At 39.3% G+C, this 20,434-nt stretch carries 18 protein-coding genes and 1 pseudogene; 6 read left to right on the top strand and 13 right to left on the bottom strand.

What is annotated here, in order from left to right; translation table 11 throughout:
- Nucleotides 1-28: 28 nt before the first annotated feature.
- Complete coding sequence (locus MKY65_RS07130) at nucleotides 29-628, top strand: TetR/AcrR family transcriptional regulator (protein WP_339183568.1); 600 nt, start codon at nucleotides 29-31, stop codon at nucleotides 626-628.
- A 68-nt stretch (nucleotides 629-696) separates the two neighbouring features.
- On the opposite strand, the gene MKY65_RS07125 is transcribed toward MKY65_RS07130, so the two are convergent.
- The 4 genes from MKY65_RS07125 to MKY65_RS07110 form a co-directional block, all read right to left on the bottom strand.
- The gene (locus MKY65_RS07125; RefSeq protein ID WP_339183566.1) at nucleotides 697-1,056 is read right to left on the bottom strand and encodes a Lin0512 family protein; all 360 of its coding nucleotides are present in this window, start codon (nucleotides 1,054-1,056) and stop codon (nucleotides 697-699) included.
- Nucleotides 1,057-1,330: 274 nt separating this feature from the next.
- Nucleotides 1,331-2,206 carry an arginase family protein gene (locus MKY65_RS07120; protein WP_339183564.1) on the bottom strand — a complete coding sequence of 292 codons (876 nt, stop codon included), beginning with the start codon at nucleotides 2,204-2,206 and terminating at the stop codon, nucleotides 1,331-1,333.
- Between the two features lie 716 nt (nucleotides 2,207-2,922).
- Nucleotides 2,923-3,102, bottom strand: a complete 180-nt coding sequence (gene sda, locus MKY65_RS07115) for a sporulation histidine kinase inhibitor Sda (protein WP_339183562.1) — start codon at nucleotides 3,100-3,102, stop codon at nucleotides 2,923-2,925.
- A gap of 242 nt (nucleotides 3,103-3,344) precedes the next feature.
- Nucleotides 3,345-6,530: an efflux RND transporter permease subunit gene (locus MKY65_RS07110; protein ID WP_339183560.1), complete on the bottom strand. Its 3,186-nt coding sequence runs from the start codon at nucleotides 6,528-6,530 to the stop codon at nucleotides 3,345-3,347.
- Between the two features lie 136 nt (nucleotides 6,531-6,666).
- Between MKY65_RS07110 and MKY65_RS07105 the strand changes: the two genes are divergently transcribed.
- Nucleotides 6,667-7,284, top strand: a complete 618-nt coding sequence (locus MKY65_RS07105; RefSeq protein ID WP_339183558.1) for a TetR/AcrR family transcriptional regulator — start codon at nucleotides 6,667-6,669, stop codon at nucleotides 7,282-7,284.
- 250 nt (nucleotides 7,285-7,534) lie between these two features.
- On the opposite strand, the gene MKY65_RS07100 is transcribed toward MKY65_RS07105, so the two are convergent.
- A complete protein-coding gene (locus MKY65_RS07100) occupies nucleotides 7,535-9,418 on the bottom strand; it encodes a heavy metal translocating P-type ATPase (protein WP_339183556.1) in 1,884 nt (627 codons plus the stop codon).
- Between the two features lie 223 nt (nucleotides 9,419-9,641).
- Here MKY65_RS07100 and MKY65_RS07095 point away from each other — a divergent pair.
- Nucleotides 9,642-9,832 (top strand): annotated as a pseudogene (locus tag MKY65_RS07095) (DUF6366 family protein).
- A 162-nt stretch (nucleotides 9,833-9,994) separates the two neighbouring features.
- Here the strand turns inward: MKY65_RS07095 and MKY65_RS07090 are convergent.
- From MKY65_RS07090 to MKY65_RS07070, 5 genes are all read right to left on the bottom strand, one after another.
- Complete coding sequence (locus MKY65_RS07090) at nucleotides 9,995-10,669, bottom strand: hypothetical protein (RefSeq protein WP_339183554.1); 675 nt, start codon at nucleotides 10,667-10,669, stop codon at nucleotides 9,995-9,997.
- Between the two features lie 220 nt (nucleotides 10,670-10,889).
- A complete protein-coding gene (locus MKY65_RS07085) occupies nucleotides 10,890-11,606 on the bottom strand; it encodes an FAD-dependent oxidoreductase (protein ID WP_339183553.1) in 717 nt (238 codons plus the stop codon).
- A 149-nt stretch (nucleotides 11,607-11,755) separates the two neighbouring features.
- Nucleotides 11,756-12,697, bottom strand: a complete 942-nt coding sequence (locus MKY65_RS07080; protein WP_339183552.1) for an LCP family protein — start codon at nucleotides 12,695-12,697, stop codon at nucleotides 11,756-11,758.
- A 24-nt stretch (nucleotides 12,698-12,721) separates the two neighbouring features.
- Nucleotides 12,722-13,351 carry a DUF1232 domain-containing protein gene (locus tag MKY65_RS07075; RefSeq protein ID WP_339183550.1) on the bottom strand — a complete coding sequence of 210 codons (630 nt, stop codon included), beginning with the start codon at nucleotides 13,349-13,351 and terminating at the stop codon, nucleotides 12,722-12,724.
- A gap of 278 nt (nucleotides 13,352-13,629) precedes the next feature.
- On the bottom strand, nucleotides 13,630-14,091 hold the full coding sequence (locus MKY65_RS07070) for a GNAT family N-acetyltransferase (protein WP_339183548.1): 462 nt from the start codon (nucleotides 14,089-14,091) through the stop codon (nucleotides 13,630-13,632).
- 180 nt (nucleotides 14,092-14,271) lie between these two features.
- Here MKY65_RS07070 and MKY65_RS07065 point away from each other — a divergent pair, with 180 nt between their 5' ends.
- The 3 genes from MKY65_RS07065 (at nucleotide 14,272) to MKY65_RS07055 (ending at nucleotide 16,802) form a co-directional block, all read left to right on the top strand.
- A complete protein-coding gene (locus MKY65_RS07065) occupies nucleotides 14,272-14,784 on the top strand; it encodes a cupin domain-containing protein (RefSeq protein ID WP_339183547.1) in 513 nt (170 codons plus the stop codon).
- 378 nt (nucleotides 14,785-15,162) lie between these two features.
- Nucleotides 15,163-15,627 carry a hypothetical protein gene (locus MKY65_RS07060; RefSeq protein ID WP_339183545.1) on the top strand — a complete coding sequence of 155 codons (465 nt, stop codon included), beginning with the start codon at nucleotides 15,163-15,165 and terminating at the stop codon, nucleotides 15,625-15,627.
- A gap of 20 nt (nucleotides 15,628-15,647) precedes the next feature.
- Nucleotides 15,648-16,802 carry a DUF418 domain-containing protein gene (locus tag MKY65_RS07055; protein ID WP_339183543.1) on the top strand — a complete coding sequence of 385 codons (1,155 nt, stop codon included), beginning with the start codon at nucleotides 15,648-15,650 and terminating at the stop codon, nucleotides 16,800-16,802.
- A 116-nt stretch (nucleotides 16,803-16,918) separates the two neighbouring features.
- On the opposite strand, the gene MKY65_RS07050 is transcribed toward MKY65_RS07055, so the two are convergent.
- Genes MKY65_RS07050 through MKY65_RS07040 form a run of 3 tightly spaced genes read right to left on the bottom strand, consistent with a single transcriptional unit; the run spans nucleotide 16,919 to nucleotide 20,371 of the window.
- Nucleotides 16,919-18,892, bottom strand: coding sequence for a TRAP transporter permease (locus MKY65_RS07050; RefSeq protein WP_339185153.1), 1,974 nt, complete (start codon nucleotides 18,890-18,892; stop codon nucleotides 16,919-16,921).
- Between the two features lie 35 nt (nucleotides 18,893-18,927).
- Nucleotides 18,928-19,353: a DUF1850 domain-containing protein gene (locus tag MKY65_RS07045; RefSeq protein WP_339183541.1), complete on the bottom strand. Its 426-nt coding sequence runs from the start codon at nucleotides 19,351-19,353 to the stop codon at nucleotides 18,928-18,930.
- Nucleotides 19,354-19,390: 37 nt separating this feature from the next.
- A complete protein-coding gene (locus tag MKY65_RS07040) occupies nucleotides 19,391-20,371 on the bottom strand; it encodes a TAXI family TRAP transporter solute-binding subunit (RefSeq protein ID WP_339183539.1) in 981 nt (326 codons plus the stop codon).
- Nucleotides 20,372-20,434: the final 63 nt, after the last annotated feature.

Below are 20,434 nucleotides of genomic sequence, written 5' to 3'. Positions count from 1 at the left end.
AATGTTCAACGGAAAGCAGGTTATATATGTGAATGGTTTTGAAAAAAGAACAGAGGAAAAGAAACGAAAGATTTTAGAAGCAGCTTTTGAGCTGATAAACGGAGATACAGATGCCGGCAATGTAACCATGGAGGAAATCGCAAAGCATGCAAATGTCGGAAAAGCTACCCTTTTTAAGTATTTTGGCAGCAAGGATAATCTGATTCGTGAAGTTTTCCAGGACTTTATTAATCAATTAATTACCGATGCCAAAGAAATCATAGCTGAAAATAAATCCTTTGAAGAAACACTGATTGCATTAAGTCAAAATAAAATCAGCTATTTAGATAAAATCAATCACCAATTTTATATGCGAATGATGGATTTCTTTACGAAAAAGGACGAGGAAGGCCTATCTTTAATGATGCAGAAATTTAATGAAGTAAATTACGGCATGCTATTAGATTTATTCCATCGAGGCCGTAAAGAAGGTAAAGTGGACTTAAAATATTCAGATGAATTTCTGCTGCTCTATTTCCAAGCAATTGTAGAGGGTATTTCCAAGCCGCAGATTTATGAGAAAATCGCTCCCTATACCGAGGAATGGACAGAGATGCTCATTAAAGGGATTGCCCCGAGGAAGGATTGATAATTGCTTTAAAACAGTTATCCGATTGAAAAAGGGAAGGACCCTTCGCTGGTTCCTTCCCTTTCTTATTAATACCCTACTTCCACAACGGCATTGACAATATACATCAGGTCATTTTTATCCTCTTGCTCACTTAGATAGATACCATTTGTCGAGGCCAAGCCTCCATCTAGTTTTTCCACCGAGACATCGCCATATGGTATTAACTTTTTGATTCTTTCCTCATCCAAGTCCTCCAAATCTCTAGGGATGCCTAATTTCACATTTACCTTCATATTATTTAAATCCTGATTAGGAAGAGCATCCTGAATACCTGGCATTGAATTAGATTGAATCGCATTGTTGATGGCACGCTCTGAAGCTTGGTTCACGTTCTGCCCATGCAAATCTACTCCTGTACCTGTTTGAATAAATATCTTTTTTTCCATGTTGCTCTCTCCTCCTTGATTTTTTCATTTTTCATCTAACACATGAATAGCCTATTTCTGTGCCTGACGGATTTTGAAATATGATTATTGCTATTCTTCCAACCGCTTATGCGCGTCCTCATTTGTTTTGATTCAGGAAATATGATGGCTGAAATAAACAGACCAAGCCCTTTAGTTATTTCATCGTCAATCCGGCTGCAATTCCATGATAGATAAGCGCTCTTTTCCTTTCATTTTCCCGATATAATCTATGATAAAACACTCCTTTTTTTAATCAATCATCAAAAATCGAGATCTTAGAAAGTGCTTTTCTAAGATTAATAGCATCCCAAGGCAGATGTTCGGCAATCCCAAGTCCTACAATCTCAGCTTGTTCAGAAACATCATTCAACACACGCACCACTTCCGCAAGCTTCATTTCCCCTACTGCAGCAGGAAAATCTTCCGCATTTGTATATGGTTCCGCCGGATAAATGGAACGGAAATCTTTTGGAGACAAGACATCCAGATCAAAGTGAACAGCTAAATATTCGATTTTGTTTTCCTTTACCCAATCTATGATTAGCTGGCTATTCTCTTTTAGCTCATCCGGACCGGCAAAGCGTACATTTAATTCCTTTACTAGCTTATCTCTATCACGTAAATCCTTTTCTATTAATCCTGCATACATCATATGACTTGTAGAAACTGGATTTTTCACTTTGGTAACAGATTGATCCGCACCTTTTCCAAGCAAATTCGCTGCTACCATCTCATGCGCATTTGACGAATCATTTGTTGTTGCAATATCAGGATGTGCATCCAACCATAAAATCCCTAGCTTATCACCATATTTTCCACTCAAATAATCAAATGGCACTTGGTCCATGGAGCAGTCCCCGCCAAAAATAATGACTTTATCCGGCTGTTGTTCTTTCAGGATATCAACTGTCTTTTCCATTTGTTGAGATATTGCTGCGCCACCTGTTATTCCCTTTTCCTTTTCTAATTTCTTTACAAAGTCCGTATCCACTTCTACTTCAAACGTTTTGCTCGTATTACTTTTCGGAGCGATTTGAGCTAATAATTCACCGCCAAAGACATAATCAGGATTATTACCTCCCTGCCATTGCGGGAATAAAAGTCTTATTGTCTTTTTATTTTGTGCCATATATATCCTTCCTATCTTTGATTTCCTATCTTATATTCCGAGTTTATTTCATGATCCATTTTCATAGTTAAAGCACTTGCAGCAAACTAATGATGTGTTGTCTGATAAAAGATGGATTTTCTACTTCAATCCTTTTCCCTAAATTCCTACACGGTTAAACATGACATCTAATATAACATTCCTTTCTATAAATATGATTTCATCTATTACGTTATCTCTATAACAGGTGTATATTGGCTCTGCAACAGGGTGGAGAATTTAATTTGAATTTATTATAGTATACGTATTACTAAAAAAGATTATAAAGGAAGTCAGCTAAAAATAGAGAAGTAATAATTTGTCTCCTTCTTATTCCATTAAAAATAATATACTATATATTCCATAAAAGTAATTTTTTACTAGATATTGATGTACTTCTTTATTAATAATAAAAAATTCCCTTGCAAAATTCATTTCATAACCCTCCCAAACTATTTCCCGGGAAATTTCCAACAATTTTCATTACATTATTCTTTAGTCTGAATGAATATTTTATCTACAAAAAACCATTGAAATTCGACAACAACTACTAAGTATATCTATTAACAAAAAAGAAGGCAGCGCTGCGTACCATTCAGTACCAACGCTGCCCTTTCCAGCCTGAAATTCAGGCTGGAGGATTCTACTTCCGGCTTCAGCAATTACCGATTAAAGGACAATGGAACCTCCTAACGCTATTACCATTCAAAAGTATTCGTCATATCCATCGCTTTCCCAGTACCTTTTTCGCTCCTTTCTGCCCGTTGGCTGATTTCATCTCTTAATGTTGCACAAAAATTCTGTTCCAGCTTTAATTTAACTGCATTTCTCAAGGACTCTTGTAAGAGCTCGTCTGACAAATGCCTAAGACTGTTCATGAATATCCCTCCCACGTTTGCATTTTTGAACCTTTCCATTTTAAACAGCCGAAAGTAGAATCTATCTAAAATATTACAAAGTAAGACAGAAAGGGCAAAATAATTCGACAATAACTGCCAGGGGGGATAACATTTTCAGTTTCTCTTTGGAAAATCTTAAAAAAAGAAAATCCAAACTTATTCTCGCTTGGAATAAGTTTGGACTACTCTTTTAACGCCGCTTTACGCTATTAAATTGATTACTATTTTTGATCTGGATCTTCTTCTGAAGAATCAACCGCTTCTTGATTATCTTGCTCATAAGACGCAGCAGCCTCCTGTTTTTTTCTCTCATCAACCTGACGCTGCGTGATGATTTTTCCATCCGGCGTCATATATTTCTTGTTCATCTTCCTAGTTTCCGGATCGATAAAGCTGTAGATAATCGGAATGACAAACAAGGTTAGGAACGTACTTGCAGTCAGACCGCCGATAACGACAATCCCCATTGGTGCAATGCCTTCCATGCCTTCACCGATTTCCAGCGTTAGCGGAAGCATACCCAGAATCGTTGTAATAGCTGTGATGAGGATCGGTCTGAATCTGTCTTGAACGCTGATTTCAATCGCTTCATAAGCAGACATTCCTTTTTCCTTCTGCTGCTGGATATAATCGACAATCAAGATCGCATTGTTCACAACAATTCCGATAAGCAGAATGATACCTACCATCGCGATGACACTTAGCGGATTATTGGTGATTAACAGGGACAAGGCAATCCCAATAAATGCTAACGGAATCGTCATAATAACTGCAAACGGTGCTTTAAATGATTCAAACTGAGCAACCATGACAAGGTAGATGAACACAATTCCAAGTGCAATCGCCAGAATTAATTGTGGAATCGCATCATTTAGCATTTCCATATCGCCGCCCATAGAATGCTCTGTATCCTCATGAAGGTCAAGGTCTGCAATAACGTCATCAATCAGCTGACTTGCTTCATTTAAAGAAAGGCTGTCGCTGAATGAAATCGTTAATTCTCTTGTATCTGTCATCTCATCTCTATTAATAAGGGTAGGCGATTCAGCCTCTTCTAACGATGCAATATCTCCTAAAGCGATATACTCTCCTTCATCATTTGGGATGGAGATATTCTCAAATGCCTCTTCACTTTCTAAGACATCTGCAGGATATTTCACGTTAATTGTCGTGTAACCGCCAGTTTCTTCTATTGTAGAAGCTTCGACACCATTGGTTGCCTCATATAGAGCCTCGCCTACCTGTGCCGGCTGAAAACCATTTTCACGCGCTTCAGCTTTATCCACAACTACTTGCAATTCTTCTATCGTCCCTGAATTGCTGGAAGTCACACTATTAATATCCGCTTCGTCCTCCAATTCATTGATGATGTCTGCTTCTGCTTCATCCAGACGTTCTTCATCATTATCGGAAACATTCAGTACAACTGTATTTGGTTCCCCGGCACCAGCCTGTGACATCGGGATAACATCTATCTCTGCAGATGCATCTGTATCTTGAATATCATCTTCCACTTCATTAATAAATTCAGAAGTAGTTATATTTCGATTACCTGCATCTGTTAATTGCACGCTGATGGTTGCTGTATTGCTTTCATCTGCAAAAGACATCATACCGGATGAACCAGCTGTACTTAGATAAGCATCTACTTCCTCTTGGTTATCCAGTTCCGTTTCAATATCTTCCACCGTTGCCAGCGTGTCTTCCAGTAAGGTTCCCTGTTCTTTTTCCACCTCTATGGTTAAGAACCCTTCATCTTGCTCTGGCATAAACTCCATTCCCTGCGCAGCCAAGCCAAAGGCACCAGCAGCAAACAGAACAACCGCTGTAATCAGCACAGACGCCCTGTGCCGCAACGACCATGCTGTCGCTTTTCGCAATCGTTTCATATAGCCTTTTTGTTTCCGCTTCGTTTCATCCATATTTTTCGATTCTGTCAAAATACGGCTTGCCAGCATCGGTACGACGGTGACCGCTACAAACAAGGAAGCCAGCAGACTGAATACGACAGTGATTGCTAACGGTGTAAATAACTGTCCTACCAAACCTGTAACAAATACGACCGGTAAGAAGACAGAAGCAGTCGTTAATGTAGAAGCAAGGATTGCTGTAAATACTTCTCTTGTTCCTTCTCTTGCTGCTTGTTTCGGATTTTTACCCATCGACAGATGTCTATAGACATTCTCAATAACAACAATGGAGTTATCGAGCAGCATCCCAATTCCAAGTGCTAAACCGCCCAATGTCATCATGTTGATACTGATATTTGTGAAAAACAGCAAAGCAAAGGTGGTGATGACGGAAAATGGGATCGATAACCCAATAATCAATGGAGCTTTTAGGTTTCTCAGAAACGCAAACAGCACAAACATAGCTAATACCGCACCGCTGATAAGGGAAACATAGATACTGTCAATCGCCATATCTATATATTCACCTTCGTCATAAAGCGTACTGACAGAAAGCTGTTCATACTCCTCATCATCAAGCAAAGCATCCAATTCTTCATTAAACTCTGCGTTAACAGAAGATGCATTCGCGCCGTCAGCTAACATCATTTCAAGCTGAACAGCATCTTCCTCATTAAAGCGGGTAATGACGCCGCCATTATCTTCGGAAATAGAAATATCTGCTACGTCATTCAATGTTACCTCTTCATCAGGCATGTCGAGCAGAACAAGTTCCCGCAGTTCATCCAAACCATCTAATTCATTCATGGTACGAGTAGAAATGTTATAACCTTGCTCTGTATCTTCAATTGTATTGATAGGCATCGAGATATTATTCGCTTCGATCATTCCGGCAATATCCGATTGAGATAGATTATAGTCACTCAGCGCTTCTGTATCTAATTCAACAGCTACTTCCCTTTCCATTAAACCATTAATATTGATTGATGCAACTCCTTGAATCGATTCCAGCTCATTCGCCAAATCATTGACTTGATTTTCAAATTCTGCTGTGTCTCCATTTGTCGATGTCGCTGCCATTTGTATGCTTGGCATCATGGAAATATCAAATTCGATAAAACTTGGCTCTTCCGCCTGTTCCGGCAGATTCGCAGAGGATATCGTACGAGTTATTTCATTCTCCACCTCATCTATCGTCATATCATAATCAAATTCCAAAATAACGAGGGATGAAGATTCCTGTGATTGTGAGGATATATTTTGTAACCCTGTAACGGTAGAAAGATCCTCTTCCAGAGGTTCTGTAACGCTGTCTAAGACTTCCTCAGGCCCTGCTCCAGGGTAGCTTGTTGCGACAACTGCAACAGGCGGTTCAATCTCTGGCATCATTTGAATCGGCAGCCTGGTTAACGATACACCGCCCAGAATTAAAAGGACCAGCATCACAACGATTGTGAATTTTGGTCTCTTAATAGAAAAGTTCGATAAATTCTTCACTTGCAAAATTCCTCCTATTAATTTTTTTGTTGTCTATTCAAAATTTCAACAACATGTTGTATTATTTATTGTAAGGAGATATGTATCATTAAACAATGAACAATTAGGGTCTATTTGTTGAAAAAAGGAGGAATGCATGATGGGTGTCAAAGAACAGACAAAATTTAATTTGCAGGAAGCATTTTGGGATATTTATAAAGAGAAACCTATCAATAAAATTTCGATTAAGGAAATAACAGACCGCGCAGGATATAACAGGGGTACCTTTTATAATTATTATACGGACGTATACGATATACTGAATGAAATCAAACAAGGCCTTGTGCCATCAGAAGAATTAATCTCAGCTGTTTTACAGTGGTTTCAAGACTATGATCTGAGCAGTATTACGAAGGAAGAGAAAGAACAAGCCCGCTTTGAGGTAGAACAATCCTATGACGACGAATTGAACGAAAAAATGAATGAACGGATTATGGTGCTGCTTGGACCGAATGGGGACCCAGATTATTTATATGAATATAAAAAAGAAGCCCGAGCGAAAGTAATGGAGCAAGTAAAAGATTTAAATGAAAAAGATCAAATGAAACTGGAATACATCATTGAATTTTTGCTCTCAGGCATTATTCATACGTGGATGCTCTGGAATGAAAATAACATGAATATATCCAAAGAGGAAGTAGATGGAATGTTTGACGAAATCTCGGAAATCGGATTCGAGAAGGTGCTCAGCGATATATTTAATAATAAAAAGTAACGCAGGATAAAGTAATGAATGAAGGCTGAACAGGATATGAAGCGTAAAGCCGCTGCAGCATAGAAAAGAAGCTTTTCCTTCTGAAATAAGACAGGAAAAGCTTCTATACGGTTAATTTCGCAATATTGTTTTGCTTTATCAAAGAACATCAACTCTTCATCAATCGGCTCTCTTGATTGTGTATGAAATGATGGTGAATCAGAGCTATCTTCATTAGGCATGTGAATGAACAAAGCTGTCTCCTGACTTTTTAATCGCCCTTTAACATCCGCAGCCCATTAAGAATAACAAGAATCGTACTTCCCTCATGCCCAATCACACCCAGCGGCATATTGATGATCTGCAGAAAATTGCTGGCAATCAGAATAGCTATGACAGCAAGAGAAAAGATAATATTCTGTTTTACAATGGCATTCATTTTTTTCGAAATCCGAATCGCATTAACCATTTTTGCTAAATTATTTTTCATCAGCACAACGTTTGCTGTCTCCAAAGCAATATCGCTTCCTGCACCCATCGCCACACCAATGTTAGCTGTCGCCAGGGCCGGCGCATCATTTACACCGTCGCCAATCATTGCTGTCTGCTGGTTGTGCGCTCTCAGCTGCTTTAAATAATTTACTTTATCCTCCGGCAGGCAATTGGCATGGAATTCTGTAATTCCAGCTTCCTGAGCAATGCTTGCTGCAGTTGCTTGATTATCACCTGTCAGCATAATCGTTCTTAAACCAAGCTTATCCAGCTCTTGTATTGCTTCAACAGCATCTTGCCGGAGAGTATCCTTCAGCAAAAATACAGCAATAATCTCTGTATCTTTTCGTACAAATATATTGGTTGTTGCTTGTTCTTTTATAATAAACGCTTGAAGGAACCGATCTGCCTCCTGCTTTCCGACCAGTTCTGCATTGCCAATCAGCCAAGAAGCATTATCCATTTCAGCTGACAATCCTTTGCCATTATGATGCTCAACAGATGCAGATAGCTTCTCAGGTGCTTCTTTGTATGCGCTCGCCCATTGTTTCATAGCCTGAGCCAGTGGATGAATAGATTCACTTTCCATCGTATAAATAACATTTGCCAAGGATTTGATATCCTGCCCTTGCTTCATAAAATAATCAACGACAGTCGGTTCTCCTTTGGTCAATGTTCCTGTTTTATCAAAAGCAACTGCATCTAATTTAGCTAAAGCTTCTACATATACACCGCCTTTGAACAGAATTCCCTGACGCGCACCATTGGAAATTGCGGATAAAGTCGCCGGCATAATGGAAGCAACCAATGCACAGGGAGAAGCGACAACCAGCAGAATCATGGCGCGGTAAATGGTATCTGTCCAGGACCAGCCAAATAAAAAATGCGGCAGAAACATCATCACAGCAACAGTAATCAACACAATATTGACATATAATCCTTCAAATTTCTCGATGAATTGCTGGGATGGAGAACGTTCTTCATGTGCATTTTGAACCAGTTCGATAATTTTTTGAAACATGGTCTCTGTCGGCAACGTATTTATTTCAATTTGCAAACTGCTGCCAAGATTAACAGTTCCAGCATAGACCTCATCGTTTATTGCTTTAGTCAAAGGAATCGATTCTCCGGATAATGCACTCTCATCTACGGTTGTATCTCCTTTGACTATAATTCCATCAGCAGGGATTCTCTCCCCTGATTTTACCGCAATGCAATCACCCGGTTTTAAATCACGAATGCTTACTATCTCACCATTTAGCAGGGTTGCAGTTTCCGGCTGCAGCTTCATCAGGCTTTTCAATTCATTCTTATTCTTATTTTCCGTATAGCTTTCCAAGGCACCGGATAAGGAAAAGATAAAAATCAAGATAGCTCCTTCTGCCCAGTAGCCGATAGACGCTGCTCCAATGGCCGCAATAATCATTAGCAGTTCTACATTTAATTTTTTGGTTTTATATGTCTCTGTGATTCCTTCCTTCGCTTTCGCAAAACCGCCGATTAAAAAAGCAGCAACCAATAAAGTAATCCATAAGGCGTGACTAATATGGCCGGATAATATCCAGGCAGTCAAAATAAGTATTCCGCTTATTGCTGCGGCAATGATTTCTCCATGTATTTTAAAATATGATAATAAAGAGCTACTGCTATTTTTTCCCGTCATTTCATTATCCCCCTTTTACCACCGTATAATTTTCTGATATTGATTATCATTTTCATTTATTTATAATTAATATTAGATTATAATCGTTATAAATAGTATACCATACTTCTCCTTAAATTGTTTGTAGAAATGGTGACAAATTTTATTCAGGATATGCTATAGTCACAGGTAAGAGACTTATTTCAATGGTTAGAGGAAAAGTTATCAAAGGTGGGGTTCGATTATGCGTAAAGACAAAGAAACTCCCGAAGAAACCAGAGAAAGACTCCGGCAAGAGGAATTAAAAAATCATCAAGCAGTATTCATGGTGGAGGCCTGTCCGATTTAGTTGGCGGATTAGGATGGAAAGGTACAGGTATTTTAATTCTGCTTCTAATTATTGTCGGTGTTATTGTATTATTATTTTTAAAGTAGACAGCGGATTAAAACTGGATGGTTAGAGAGGACTATAATGATTTAAGGCGATTAAAGAGTGACTAAAACAAAAAGCCTCATTTATAACGTTTATCATTTCGATAAACGTTATAAATGAGGCTTTTCCATTCCAATCATTTTTTAGAAGTTATAGACACCTTATTATCTCCCAGCTCGCTTGGACTGTCTCTCATCCAAATCCTGATAGAACCGCTCCTTACCAGAAGGATAGCGTCCATGTCCCCGGCGCTCTCTGGATCTTTTCATTTGTGCCTGGATATACATCATCAGCGGCAAGACACCTAGGGCATATCTTCCATAACGCCCCACTTCAAAATCTGGTAAAACCGACTCAACCACAACAGGAAATACAGTAAACACCAGGCCGATCATCACAATTAAAATGATTTCAGCATGGAATCTTCTGCTGACACGCGTAACCTTCCGCCCCATCGCCAGAATAAACGAAATAATATATACAGCCACCAGGCAAAAACCAGCATAAAGCATCGTAAAAAATGCTGCGTCTCTCGCATTATCACCAATCAAAAAGTTTATCGGCTCTCCTTGGAATAAGATTCCCTCTTCGCTTCCATTAAACGTAAAGAATACAATCACCATATAACCGACCATAAAGAACATAAAGAAGGTAAGGCCTAAAACAACGATACTCCACAAGATCAGAAAAAGTCTGCGAATAAAGCGAAAGATAAGACCTGAACCAGGAATTTTGCTAAAAACATAAACAATAAGTAAAAGAACCATAAAGCCGCCAACTACAAATAGCGTAGAAAGAATTTCATCTGTAATCATCATCTGCTCCTTCATTTTTCTCATAGAGAGAAGTTGCTATTATCATATACAGACTTCGCGTTAGCTGACAATAGGTTTTTCTAATCAATTCATCATCGTTATAATAAGCCCAGCCTTCCTTCATTTATCCTATCGTTACTTTGGAAATCACATGAAATACCCCTGAAAACAGGTTAAAAAATCTAATTTCAAGGGTGTTTTCTCTTTATTATTTCAAAGAAATTCATTCTAGAATATAACCTTTTTAGTACCCTGCAAATTCCTCTGACCGGATATTATCTTCATTGACACCGGCATCTACAAGCATTTTCTGCATGGCTTCTACCATATCGCCGGGTCCGGATAAATAATATATCGGCTTATTAATATCGGAAACATATCGCTTAAGCAGCTCGGCATCGATATGCCCTCTTTCTCCGCTCCATTCATCCGCATCCGACCTTGTCATGACTGGGACAAAGGTGAAATGACGATTTCTTTTTTCCATATCTTCAAAATCAGATAAAAACGGTGCATCCTCCGGCGTTTTATTCGAATACAGCAATGTAAGCTCATGGTCTGTTTTCTGATTGGTAGCCTCTGCGATCATGCTTCGAATCGGGGTGATACCGATACCGCCAATGAGAAATACTGCCGGCGTTGATTCCGTTTTATGCAGGGTAAAGCTTCCGTTTGCTCCGTCAAATTCGACTTCACTGCCTTCGGGAAGGTCTTTTAATTCTCGTTTAAAAGCGGAATCTCTCAGCCGGGTTGTTGTAACTAATTCTTTTTCACTCGGTGCATAAACGAATGACAATGCTCTTTCCGTTCCTTTCTCATCTATCTCGCTTGGATTAATCAATTTAATATGGGTCAGCTGACCTGCTTTAAATTCAAATCCATCTGGCATTTCCCAATGAAAAGCCATTGTATCTTTTGCAACCAATTCTTTTTTCTTTAATTTGATTCTGCTGTTTGCCATTTCTATTCGCTCCTTTGCATAGAGTAATTCACTTACTCAGAAAGTTGCTGATTGTAAGTTATCATATGGACATATAGTAATTGTACCCTTATTTCTCTATTTACAAACAGGCTGGCGAATATAAGCTTAGAAATCAGTAGTACAAATTTTTATTCCCTATCTGCTGATAAAAATTCTTCAAGAGCTTGTTTATTTTGTTCTACATCGATTTCCAGTACAGCTCCAACGTCAGTCCGGACATTTTGATAGGAATTATCTACAGGAATTCTTAATGTTTCCATCGGGTGTTCACTGCCGCTGATTAGTCCTTTCCCTACAGTAAGGATGGTTTTACTATCTACATTCGTATCGATATATGGGTCAGCAACTCCTAAAAGCTTCGGCAATTTCATCAGACCGTGGATACTTACCGCTTCATCTTTCAGCTTGCCTATTATTTCCTGCTGCCGCTGCACTCTTCCGTAGTCTCCATCTGCATCCTTCCGAAAGCGCACATAGCCAAGCAGTTCGTCTCCATGTAAGACTTGTCTCCCTGGTTCAAGCGTCATTCCGATATCCTCTGACATTTGGTGTGGGATATCCACTTCAATACCATCTGGAGCAATAATGTCTGCGAGCTTGGAAAAGCCTTCAAAATCAACAACTGCATAATAGTGTAAATCGATATCAAAATTTTGCTTCAGCGTTTGTCTGAGCAGCTCCGGACCATCAATTGCAAACGCAGCATTAATTTTCTGCATGCCATGTCCCGGAATCTCAACGTATGTATCACGCATAATAGAGGCAAGCTTGATATCGTGCGTATCCTGATTGTAGTTGGCAATCATAATCGTATCCGAAAGCCCGCGTTCTTCTCCGCGAGTATCGCTGCCTAGCATTAAAACATTAATTTCTCCAAATTGCGGCTCTGAACCTTCAAATGGAATAAAGGTTGTACCATCATCCTTGTATTGGCCTTCACTTGCTTCGGATAATCCTTGATAATATTGCGTAATGATATAGGCGCCTGCTGCAATGATGCAGACGAAAACAAGTAACAGGACACGCCGTATCCATTTACGCTTTCCAGATTTTCTTTCACGTCTTTTCATATTGAATGCTCCTTGTATATTCTTTTAGTTAGAAAGTTTTTTTAAAGCAATTTGTACTGCGATAGCATCATCCATATATCCAATAGGGAAAATATAATCAGGAACTACATCAACAGGTGTAATAAAATATAATAGTACGCCTCCCATGACAGCTAAAGTAAAGGGAGTCCTCTTATTTTGTGCAAATTGTGCATAAAAATCCTTGAGTTGATTAATAAATGGACCAATGCTGCCTACTTCATCAAGCTTTTTCTTAAACTGATCATGTATAATTTGTTTTCCTTCCTCTGTTTGGGCATTTTGTTCATACCTGTCTAATTGCTGCTCAATGGCAGCTGTACTTAAATGATCATGATAAAGATTCGATGCCTTTAGTATTTGCTGAATCTCTTCCATGGATGTATGCATATCCGAAATCCCACGCGCTTCATCAGCGTGTATGGAATAACCGGCAGCGTGCAGAAGTTCTATGAGCGGTATATTTAAACAAGAAGCAAACTTCTTTAAGTGCTGGATGTTTGCTTTTCGTTTTCCATTGATAATACGTGAAATGGTCCCTTTATCAATACCGGTCTGCTCACTGCATTTTCTTATCGAGATGGCACGAGCCTGTAATAACGTTTTTAATTTATCACCAAAATTATCTGTAGACATATGTGCGATCCTCTCATTTATAGTAAAATTTGATGTTTGCGTTACTTGCGCTAAGACAACTGCAAAAGTATCGATATGGCTGTATCGTTTAAAATTCTGCCAGCCAGATAAGCTAATAATCTATTAAACAATATATCCAAACGTTGACAAAATGTCAACACACAAATAAAACACGGTTCTGCTTTAAGCTTAGCAAAGTTATTTAGTCCCTTCTATAAATTAAAATAAGGATGCAATCCTTGTTTTTACAGAATAGCACCCTATTTTTACATTATTGATTACTTTTCCATTTTAAAAATTAATTTCATTCCTTCATGACTTGCAGAAAATCCTAATCTTTCATAAAAGCGATGCGCATCATTGCGCTGCTTGTCTGTTGTCAGCTGCATTAAACCGCATTTCTCGGCCTTAGCGATAGCAATTGCTTCTTTAAATAAAGCTTCCCCTACCTGTTTTCCGCGATACTTCTTATCCACCCGTACGCCCTCAATCTGCGCCCGCTTCATCCCTAACCTTGCTAGTCCAGGGATAATAGTCAATTGAACACAGCCGATAACTACCTCTTCTTCTAAAGCTAAAATAACCTGATTTCCGATTTGAGCCTCTATTGCATCAAAAGCTTGATCATATTCCTCAGGCAAAGGATCTTCATACCTTTCCCGTCCGGAACCTAATTCATCGTCAGCTAATAAGCGGACGATGGCACGTAAATCTTCTTTTTGAGCTTTTCGAAAATGCATTATGCGTATCCCCTTTCATGCAGCAGCTTCCTCATTTTAATTTATAATACCTCTCCACCAATTTCATCCCTCTTATTTATCTATTGTAATTATAGAAGAAATTATTTTAAATTCACATGTTTTATTTCTTCCTTGCAGGGAAAGAAAGCAACAAAAGCTTTTTGAAGGAGGGGAAGAATCATGAAACAGTCGGAAAATGTGGAGATAAAATCCTTGCAATTCAAAGATGACGGCTCGATTCCAAATAATCCAGCCTATCCACTGCTTTTGTATAAAGATGTTATAACTTCAACGGATGATGTAAAAGCGATTTTAACAGAAAATAACTGGCTGGGCGCATGGCGCGGAGGTGTTGCTTCTTTTCATCATTATCACAGTAATACACATGAAGTTCTTGTTGTTGTCAGCGGGAAAGCGCAGCTTCAGCTTGGTGGGGAACAGGGAGAACAGGTACAGGTTGAACAGGGCGACACAGCCATTCTTCCAGCTGGAGTTGGTCACAAGCTGCTGGAAGGCAGTACAGATTTCGCTGTAATTGGTGCCTATCCGAATGGAAAAAGTTATGATTTTTGTTATGGAAAGGCTGAAGAGCGCCCTGAAAACGTGGAGAATATCAAAAATGTTCCCTTACCTGATACCGATCCGTTGTTTGGTGAGCGTGGTCCCCTGTTTTCATATTGGGTGGATGAATGAAGCGGATGCTTCATCGTGTTTTAAAAAGCATTTTATGATTTAAATACAGAATATTTCCCTCACAAAGAAACCATTTTGATGACAATCTTATCAAATGGTTTTTTTGTGTTATTGAAAAGATGATGAACAATACAAAATATAAAGCCAGCAGCCCCTCTTTCAAAATCGTTTTTCTAACAACTACATACGCTTAAATTGTTCATGCTATTCTCTGAGGTCCATCCTGCTCCCTCTTGAAGGCAGGATTTTTTTGTCAGCTAATAGATTGATAGCTTACTTGACAAAAAAAGCCCTAAATGATAAATTTTGATTAAACAATCAAAAATATTATCAATCAATCAAATTACGTGTTGATTACTCAAAAAAAGGAGTTTAAAAATGAACAATAAAATAGATGAATTTCATCATCTTCCCCGCTGGTTCCAGCGTATCACACCGTTGCTAAGTATTATTTTATCGATACTTTCATTTTTCTATGTGATGCACCTATACAGTTTGGAATCCTTAGCATTCGTCCAATGGATTCGTTTCATTATCTTTTCTCTTATAAGCGTGGTATTTATACTGGCTGCTATTATTTATTTTTTTAATGGGGCATTGGCTTGGAAGTGGTTTATTGGCGGTTTTGGCCTGCTGCCAATTTTGCTTTTATTGCAGCTTATTATATTTCTGCTGACGATAGTCAGAACAGCTGTCGATGCAATCTTCCAAGGAAGCCTTCCTGAACCAGTCCGCATGTTTATTGACAATTATCCAAGCAAATTTGATGTTGTTATATTAGCTGTGCTTTTTATCGTTGGGATGATATGGATGATTAATAAGCTTAGGCATAAAAAAGGCTGAAGAAATGAGGAGGAGAATTCATGGCTGATTTAGAAACAGCTCAAACAAAGCGTGCGCTATCTTTGGATCTTGCACGAGGCTTCATGCTTTTTCTGATAATCCTTTCGCATATTCCATTGTTTTTATATACCATCGAACCAGGTGTTATCACTAAAGTTTCCGGCAGTACAGCCTTCGATCATTTCTTAAATTTTCTAATGGAAATCATCGTGGATAATCGGGCGCGTCCATTATTTGCTATCCTGTTTGGCTATGGTCTCGTCATGATTTACCGTAAGCAATCGGAAAGAAAAGGTGCAGCAGAAGCAAAGCGATTGATAAAAAGACGCTGCTGGTATTTAATATTATTTGGCGCTATCCTCGCCGGGGTTGCAGGCGGTCAGGATATCTTGATGACTTATGGTATTGCAGGACTCTTATTAATCTCCTGCTTGAAAAAGGATAACAGGAAGATTAAAATATATGTGCTTATTTCTACGGTTATCTGTATTTTATATATCCCGTTTTTTTGGGGCGGTGTTCTGGTAGAAAATCAGTCGTACGGATTACCGGTAGAGCTAACTGGTCAGGAAACGTATGCAGGTACGATACTTGAGCGTTTGGTTTCTATCCCGATTATTCCATTATTTACGCATATCACCTTCCCTGTTATTCCCTCCGTCCTAATTGGAATGTGGCTGGGGAATATAAATATATTGATTAAACCGCAGAATCATCTTAAGCTGTTAAAGCAATTAAGCCTTATCGGTTTAACGATTTCACTGGTAGGTGCTGTCCCGCTCGTGCTGATTAATGATGTTTGGTTTCCAAATCTTTTCACCGCAGGTTTTGCATATGGTATCCATATTCTCACTGGTTTTGCTGGCGGCTTAGGTTATGCAGCACTGTTTGGATTGTTGGGGGTCCGTATGAAAAATCATCGCGGCGTCATCCTAAAAGCAATCACTGCAATGGGCAAACGTTCCTTAACATTTTTCGTGCTGCACGAAGTTTTAACGGTTATTCTGTTATCCCCTATCGCCTTTAATTTAGGGGCCTCTTTAACTGTTACCACTTCTATATTAATCGGTATCGTGATGTGGATGGTTACTCTATCGATTGCGTACTTGATGGAATGCCGCCAAATAGCGGGACCGTTGGAGAAGTACATGCGATATTTAGTTTATAATAAATAGCCAGAATAAAGAATAAGGCTGGAGAGAGATTGCTTCCGCTCAAGCCTTATTCTTTATTTATATTCAACAGAGTATCAAAGAATATACCTGCGAGCCCTTTTGACATCATTTCTTCCTTATGAAACAGCTGCTGGCGGTTCTTTTTTGCTCTTGATATAGTTTAAAACAAAAATCACAATAATGATTGTGTATCCAATCATATCCGTTAGTAACTCTGGTACGATCAAAAGTAACGAGCTGATGCCAAGTATCAGCCGGGTAATGACGTTTAAATGGGTTTTGATATATCCTTCAACAGCAGCACTAATGGCTATTACCGCTACGGAAGAACTTATCGCAACCATTATAATTTGAGGTATCGCCGCAAATGGAAACTCTGTTGCATTCGCAGGCAACCCAGCCGGGTTAATTAAAAGCATGGCAGGTTCGTACACAAATATAAATGGCACAATGAAACCTGCGATGGATAATCTCAGTGATATAAAGCCTGTTTTCATCGGATCGCCTCCTGCCAGACCGGATGCGGCAAAGGAAGCCAGAGCAACAGGCGGAGTGATGTTGGCAAAAATCCCAAAGTAGAACACAAATAAATGAGCAATAAGAACCGGAATACCGAACTCTGCCAGAGCCGGAGCAGCCATGGTAGCTGTAATAATATAGGCTGGTATAGATGGCAGACCCATTCCTAAAACAATAGATGCAAGCATCGTTAATAGTAACGTAAGCATCAATGATCCAGCCCCAAGGCTTGTAATGGCAGAAGACAACGTGGCTCCAAAACCAGTTAAGTTAACAACACCAATAACAATACCGACGACTCCGCAGGCAACAATCGTTGATAACGCTTGTCTTGTCCCGGTTTCTAATGCCTGCAGAATATCTTTGAAGTTCATTCTTGTATGTTTTCTAAACCAAGATACAATAACAGTAATGATGATTGTATAAAAGGCAGCATAAGAAACGGGCACATTAGAAAAAAGCATGATAATCAAACTGATAAGCGGTACCGTTAAATGCCAGCCTTCCTTCAGCACTTTCTTTACCTGAGGAAGATCCGCTTTGGGCAAGCCTCTTAAATTTGCACGACCAGCGCGGTAATGAACCTGCATGATACTGCTTAAAAAAAATAAAAATGCGGGAATGATTGCGGAAAGAGCGATTGTTCCATACGATATACCTGTGGTTTCAGCCATAATAAATGCGCTTGCTCCCATAATAGGAGGTAAAATTTGACCGCCAATCGAGGAGCTTGCCTCAACAGCACCTGAAAAGTTTTTATCATAACCAATCCGTTTCATTAAAGGTATCGTAAAAGCACCTGTGCTTACAACGTTTCCGACAGCTGAACCGTTGACCGACCCCATAAAAGCACTTGAAATAACAGCTACCTTTGCCGGCCCGCCCTGTTTATGGCCAGCAAGCGCCAGAGCCAAATCATTAAAAAATTTCCCCATTCCCGATTTTGCCAGAAATGCTCCAAATAAAATGAATAAGAAAATAAATTGAACAGACGCTCCGATTGCTGTGGAAAATAATCCTTCTGTTTTCGTATATAATTGACCGAAAATATCTGCTAAATCAAAAGGCCTTGTTAATAACATTCTCGGCAGCCAGTCTTGATGGCTAAAGAAAGGGTAAGTTAGAAATAACAATGCCAATATAGGTAAAATCCAGCCAGTAACCCTGCGTGCAGCTTCAAACACCAAAATAACGGTCAACATCGCCATCAAAATATCAGTAGTATTTGCAACGCCGCCACGTACAGTTACAATATCCTGATATACAGCAAACAAATAAATACAGGAAGCGATCGTTAGTCCAAAAAGAATCCAATCATAAAAAGGAATTTTCCTGCGGTCTTGAGCTTTAAATGTTGGATAGAGCAGAAAGACCATAGCCAGCCCAAACATTAAATGAAAATTACGCTGCAGAAGCGTGGGCAGCGGGTTAAATGTAATGTACAAATGAAATAATGCATAGCTGATTGCCAGAATACTAAAAAACCAAACGATCGCCTTGTTGTCCCACTTCCGTACATTTGATTCCAAATCATATTTTTCCAGCACTTTTTCTACCTTGTCCTGTGACATCTCAGAATCTGCTGCAGCGGTTAATTTATCATTTTTCAAAAATAATCACCCCTTATGTATTCCCAGACAGGTAATTTTCGTGTTGTAATCATGACATTTTCATATTGGTCAAAATGGTGATATAAAGGTATTTCACGATTTCCAATAAATAGCGTAGTTTGTGCAAATTCAGAAATGGTTACATTTAAATCCTCATAATCCATATCAAGCTCCATATGGATAAATCCGTTTTCTGTCATTGTTTTCTTGGCTTGAAAGGGAGTGCCGGCACCAAATGTTTTGAAAAACGTATCGCTTAAAATGATTTTCCCGTCTTCCCTCTGATATCTTTCAAACCACTCCTCTTTTTCAATCGAATGAATCCATCCTAAAACAAACGCTTCCTCTTTGATAAAAAAAGAAGTATGCTCCCCCGCTACTTCGATGACAGGAATACGATAGAAAAGAGGAAAAAGGAGCAAGATAAGCAACGAGCTCCCTATCCAAATTCTTTTTTTCTTATTGCTCATTGAAGTATTTTTCAGCCCCTGGATGTAACGGTGCAATGAGCCCCTCTTGAGCGTCTTCTAATGAAATATCTTCTGCTGCTTGATGGGAATTACTTAATGTATCCAGGCTTTCAAAGAATGTTTTCGTTAGTTTATACACATCCTCCTCGCTAAAATCACTGCGCACAACCAGCGCATTTGGCACAGCCGCAGTCGGAACAGGCTCCTCGTTATCATATGTGCCAGCCGGGATTTCAAAGTCTATAAAGTATGGATGTTCCTCTGCGATTTCTGTAATATTATCTGCATCGATCGTTACTAAATTAATATCCGTGGTTTCCGATAATTCCAGTAAAGAAGCATTAGGGAGACCGCTTGTTAAAAAAGCTGCATCAATCCGTCCTGAAGATAAACCATCCGCCGCCTCGGCATAGCCAAGGTAGTCTGCCTGCAAATCTTCATAAGAAATATCGTGTCCCTCCAATAACGCACGGGCATTCAGCTCTACTCCAGATCCCTGATCACCGACAGCAACGCGTTTGCCAGTTAAATCCTCTATTGTTTCAATTCCAGCATCAGCCCTGGCAACGATTTGAACCACATTCGGATATAAGTTCGCAATCTGGGAAATGCCTTCTAATGGTTCTGAAAAGCTCTCTTCCCCATTTAACGCCTGACTCAGCGCATCACTCATCACAAAAGCCATTTCCACTTTTTCCTCTGCCATTAAGTTTAGGTTCTCAGCCGAAGCCCCGGTTGTCTGCGTTCTGGAGTTTACATCGTACGTATTCGTGTAAATATCGGCTAAAGTAGTCGCTATAATATTGTAAGGACCAGACGCTCCGCCTGTAGCAATGGTTACGATATTACTGTCTAAGCTCTCGCTCTCACTCTCGCTTTCCCCGTCGTCTCCGCTTCCACAGGCCGCAAGCAGCAGTCCAGCTAGTACAATAAATAAGATCAATATCACCACATACTTAAGTTTCATCATTTTCTCCCCCTTTTCCCTACTCTTCTATTACATTTATAATCCTTGTCTTATTAAAATAGAACT

Source organism: Oceanobacillus sp. FSL W7-1293 (assembly GCF_037969815.1).
GTDB lineage: Bacteria > Bacillota > Bacilli > Bacillales > Amphibacillaceae > Oceanobacillus > Oceanobacillus oncorhynchi.
This window is presented reverse-complemented; position numbering and strand designations above follow the sequence as displayed.

Excerpts from the sequence above, each read along its gene's own strand:
- MKY65_RS07065 (WP_339183547.1), top strand. The coding sequence starts at position 14,272 with ATGAAACAGTCGGAAAATGTGGAGATAAAATCCTTGCAATTCAAAGAT.
- MKY65_RS07125 (WP_339183566.1), bottom strand. The coding sequence starts at position 1,056 with ATGGAAAAAAAGATATTTATTCAAACAGGTACAGGAGTAGATTTGCAT.
- MKY65_RS07120 (WP_339183564.1), bottom strand. The coding sequence starts at position 2,206 with ATGGCACAAAATAAAAAGACAATAAGACTTTTATTCCCGCAATGGCAG.
- MKY65_RS07060 (WP_339183545.1), top strand. The coding sequence starts at position 15,163 with ATGAACAATAAAATAGATGAATTTCATCATCTTCCCCGCTGGTTCCAG.
- MKY65_RS07040 (WP_339183539.1), bottom strand. The coding sequence starts at position 20,371 with ATGATGAAACTTAAGTATGTGGTGATATTGATCTTATTTATTGTACTA.
- MKY65_RS07075 (WP_339183550.1), bottom strand. The coding sequence starts at position 13,351 with ATGTCTACAGATAATTTTGGTGATAAATTAAAAACGTTATTACAGGCT.
- MKY65_RS07105 (WP_339183558.1), top strand. The coding sequence starts at position 6,667 with ATGATGGGTGTCAAAGAACAGACAAAATTTAATTTGCAGGAAGCATTT.
- MKY65_RS07090 (WP_339183554.1), bottom strand. The coding sequence starts at position 10,669 with ATGAGAAAAATGAAGGAGCAGATGATGATTACAGATGAAATTCTTTCT.
- MKY65_RS07100 (WP_339183556.1), bottom strand. The coding sequence starts at position 9,418 with ATGACGGGAAAAAATAGCAGTAGCTCTTTATTATCATATTTTAAAATA.
- MKY65_RS07070 (WP_339183548.1), bottom strand. The coding sequence starts at position 14,091 with ATGCATTTTCGAAAAGCTCAAAAAGAAGATTTACGTGCCATCGTCCGC.
- MKY65_RS07080 (WP_339183552.1), bottom strand. The coding sequence starts at position 12,697 with ATGAAAAGACGTGAAAGAAAATCTGGAAAGCGTAAATGGATACGGCGT.
- MKY65_RS07050 (WP_339185153.1), bottom strand. The coding sequence starts at position 18,892 with ATGTCACAGGACAAGGTAGAAAAAGTGCTGGAAAAATATGATTTGGAA.
- MKY65_RS07085 (WP_339183553.1), bottom strand. The coding sequence starts at position 11,606 with ATGGCAAACAGCAGAATCAAATTAAAGAAAAAAGAATTGGTTGCAAAA.
- MKY65_RS07055 (WP_339183543.1), top strand. The coding sequence starts at position 15,648 with ATGGCTGATTTAGAAACAGCTCAAACAAAGCGTGCGCTATCTTTGGAT.
- sda (WP_339183562.1), bottom strand. The coding sequence starts at position 3,102 with ATGAACAGTCTTAGGCATTTGTCAGACGAGCTCTTACAAGAGTCCTTG.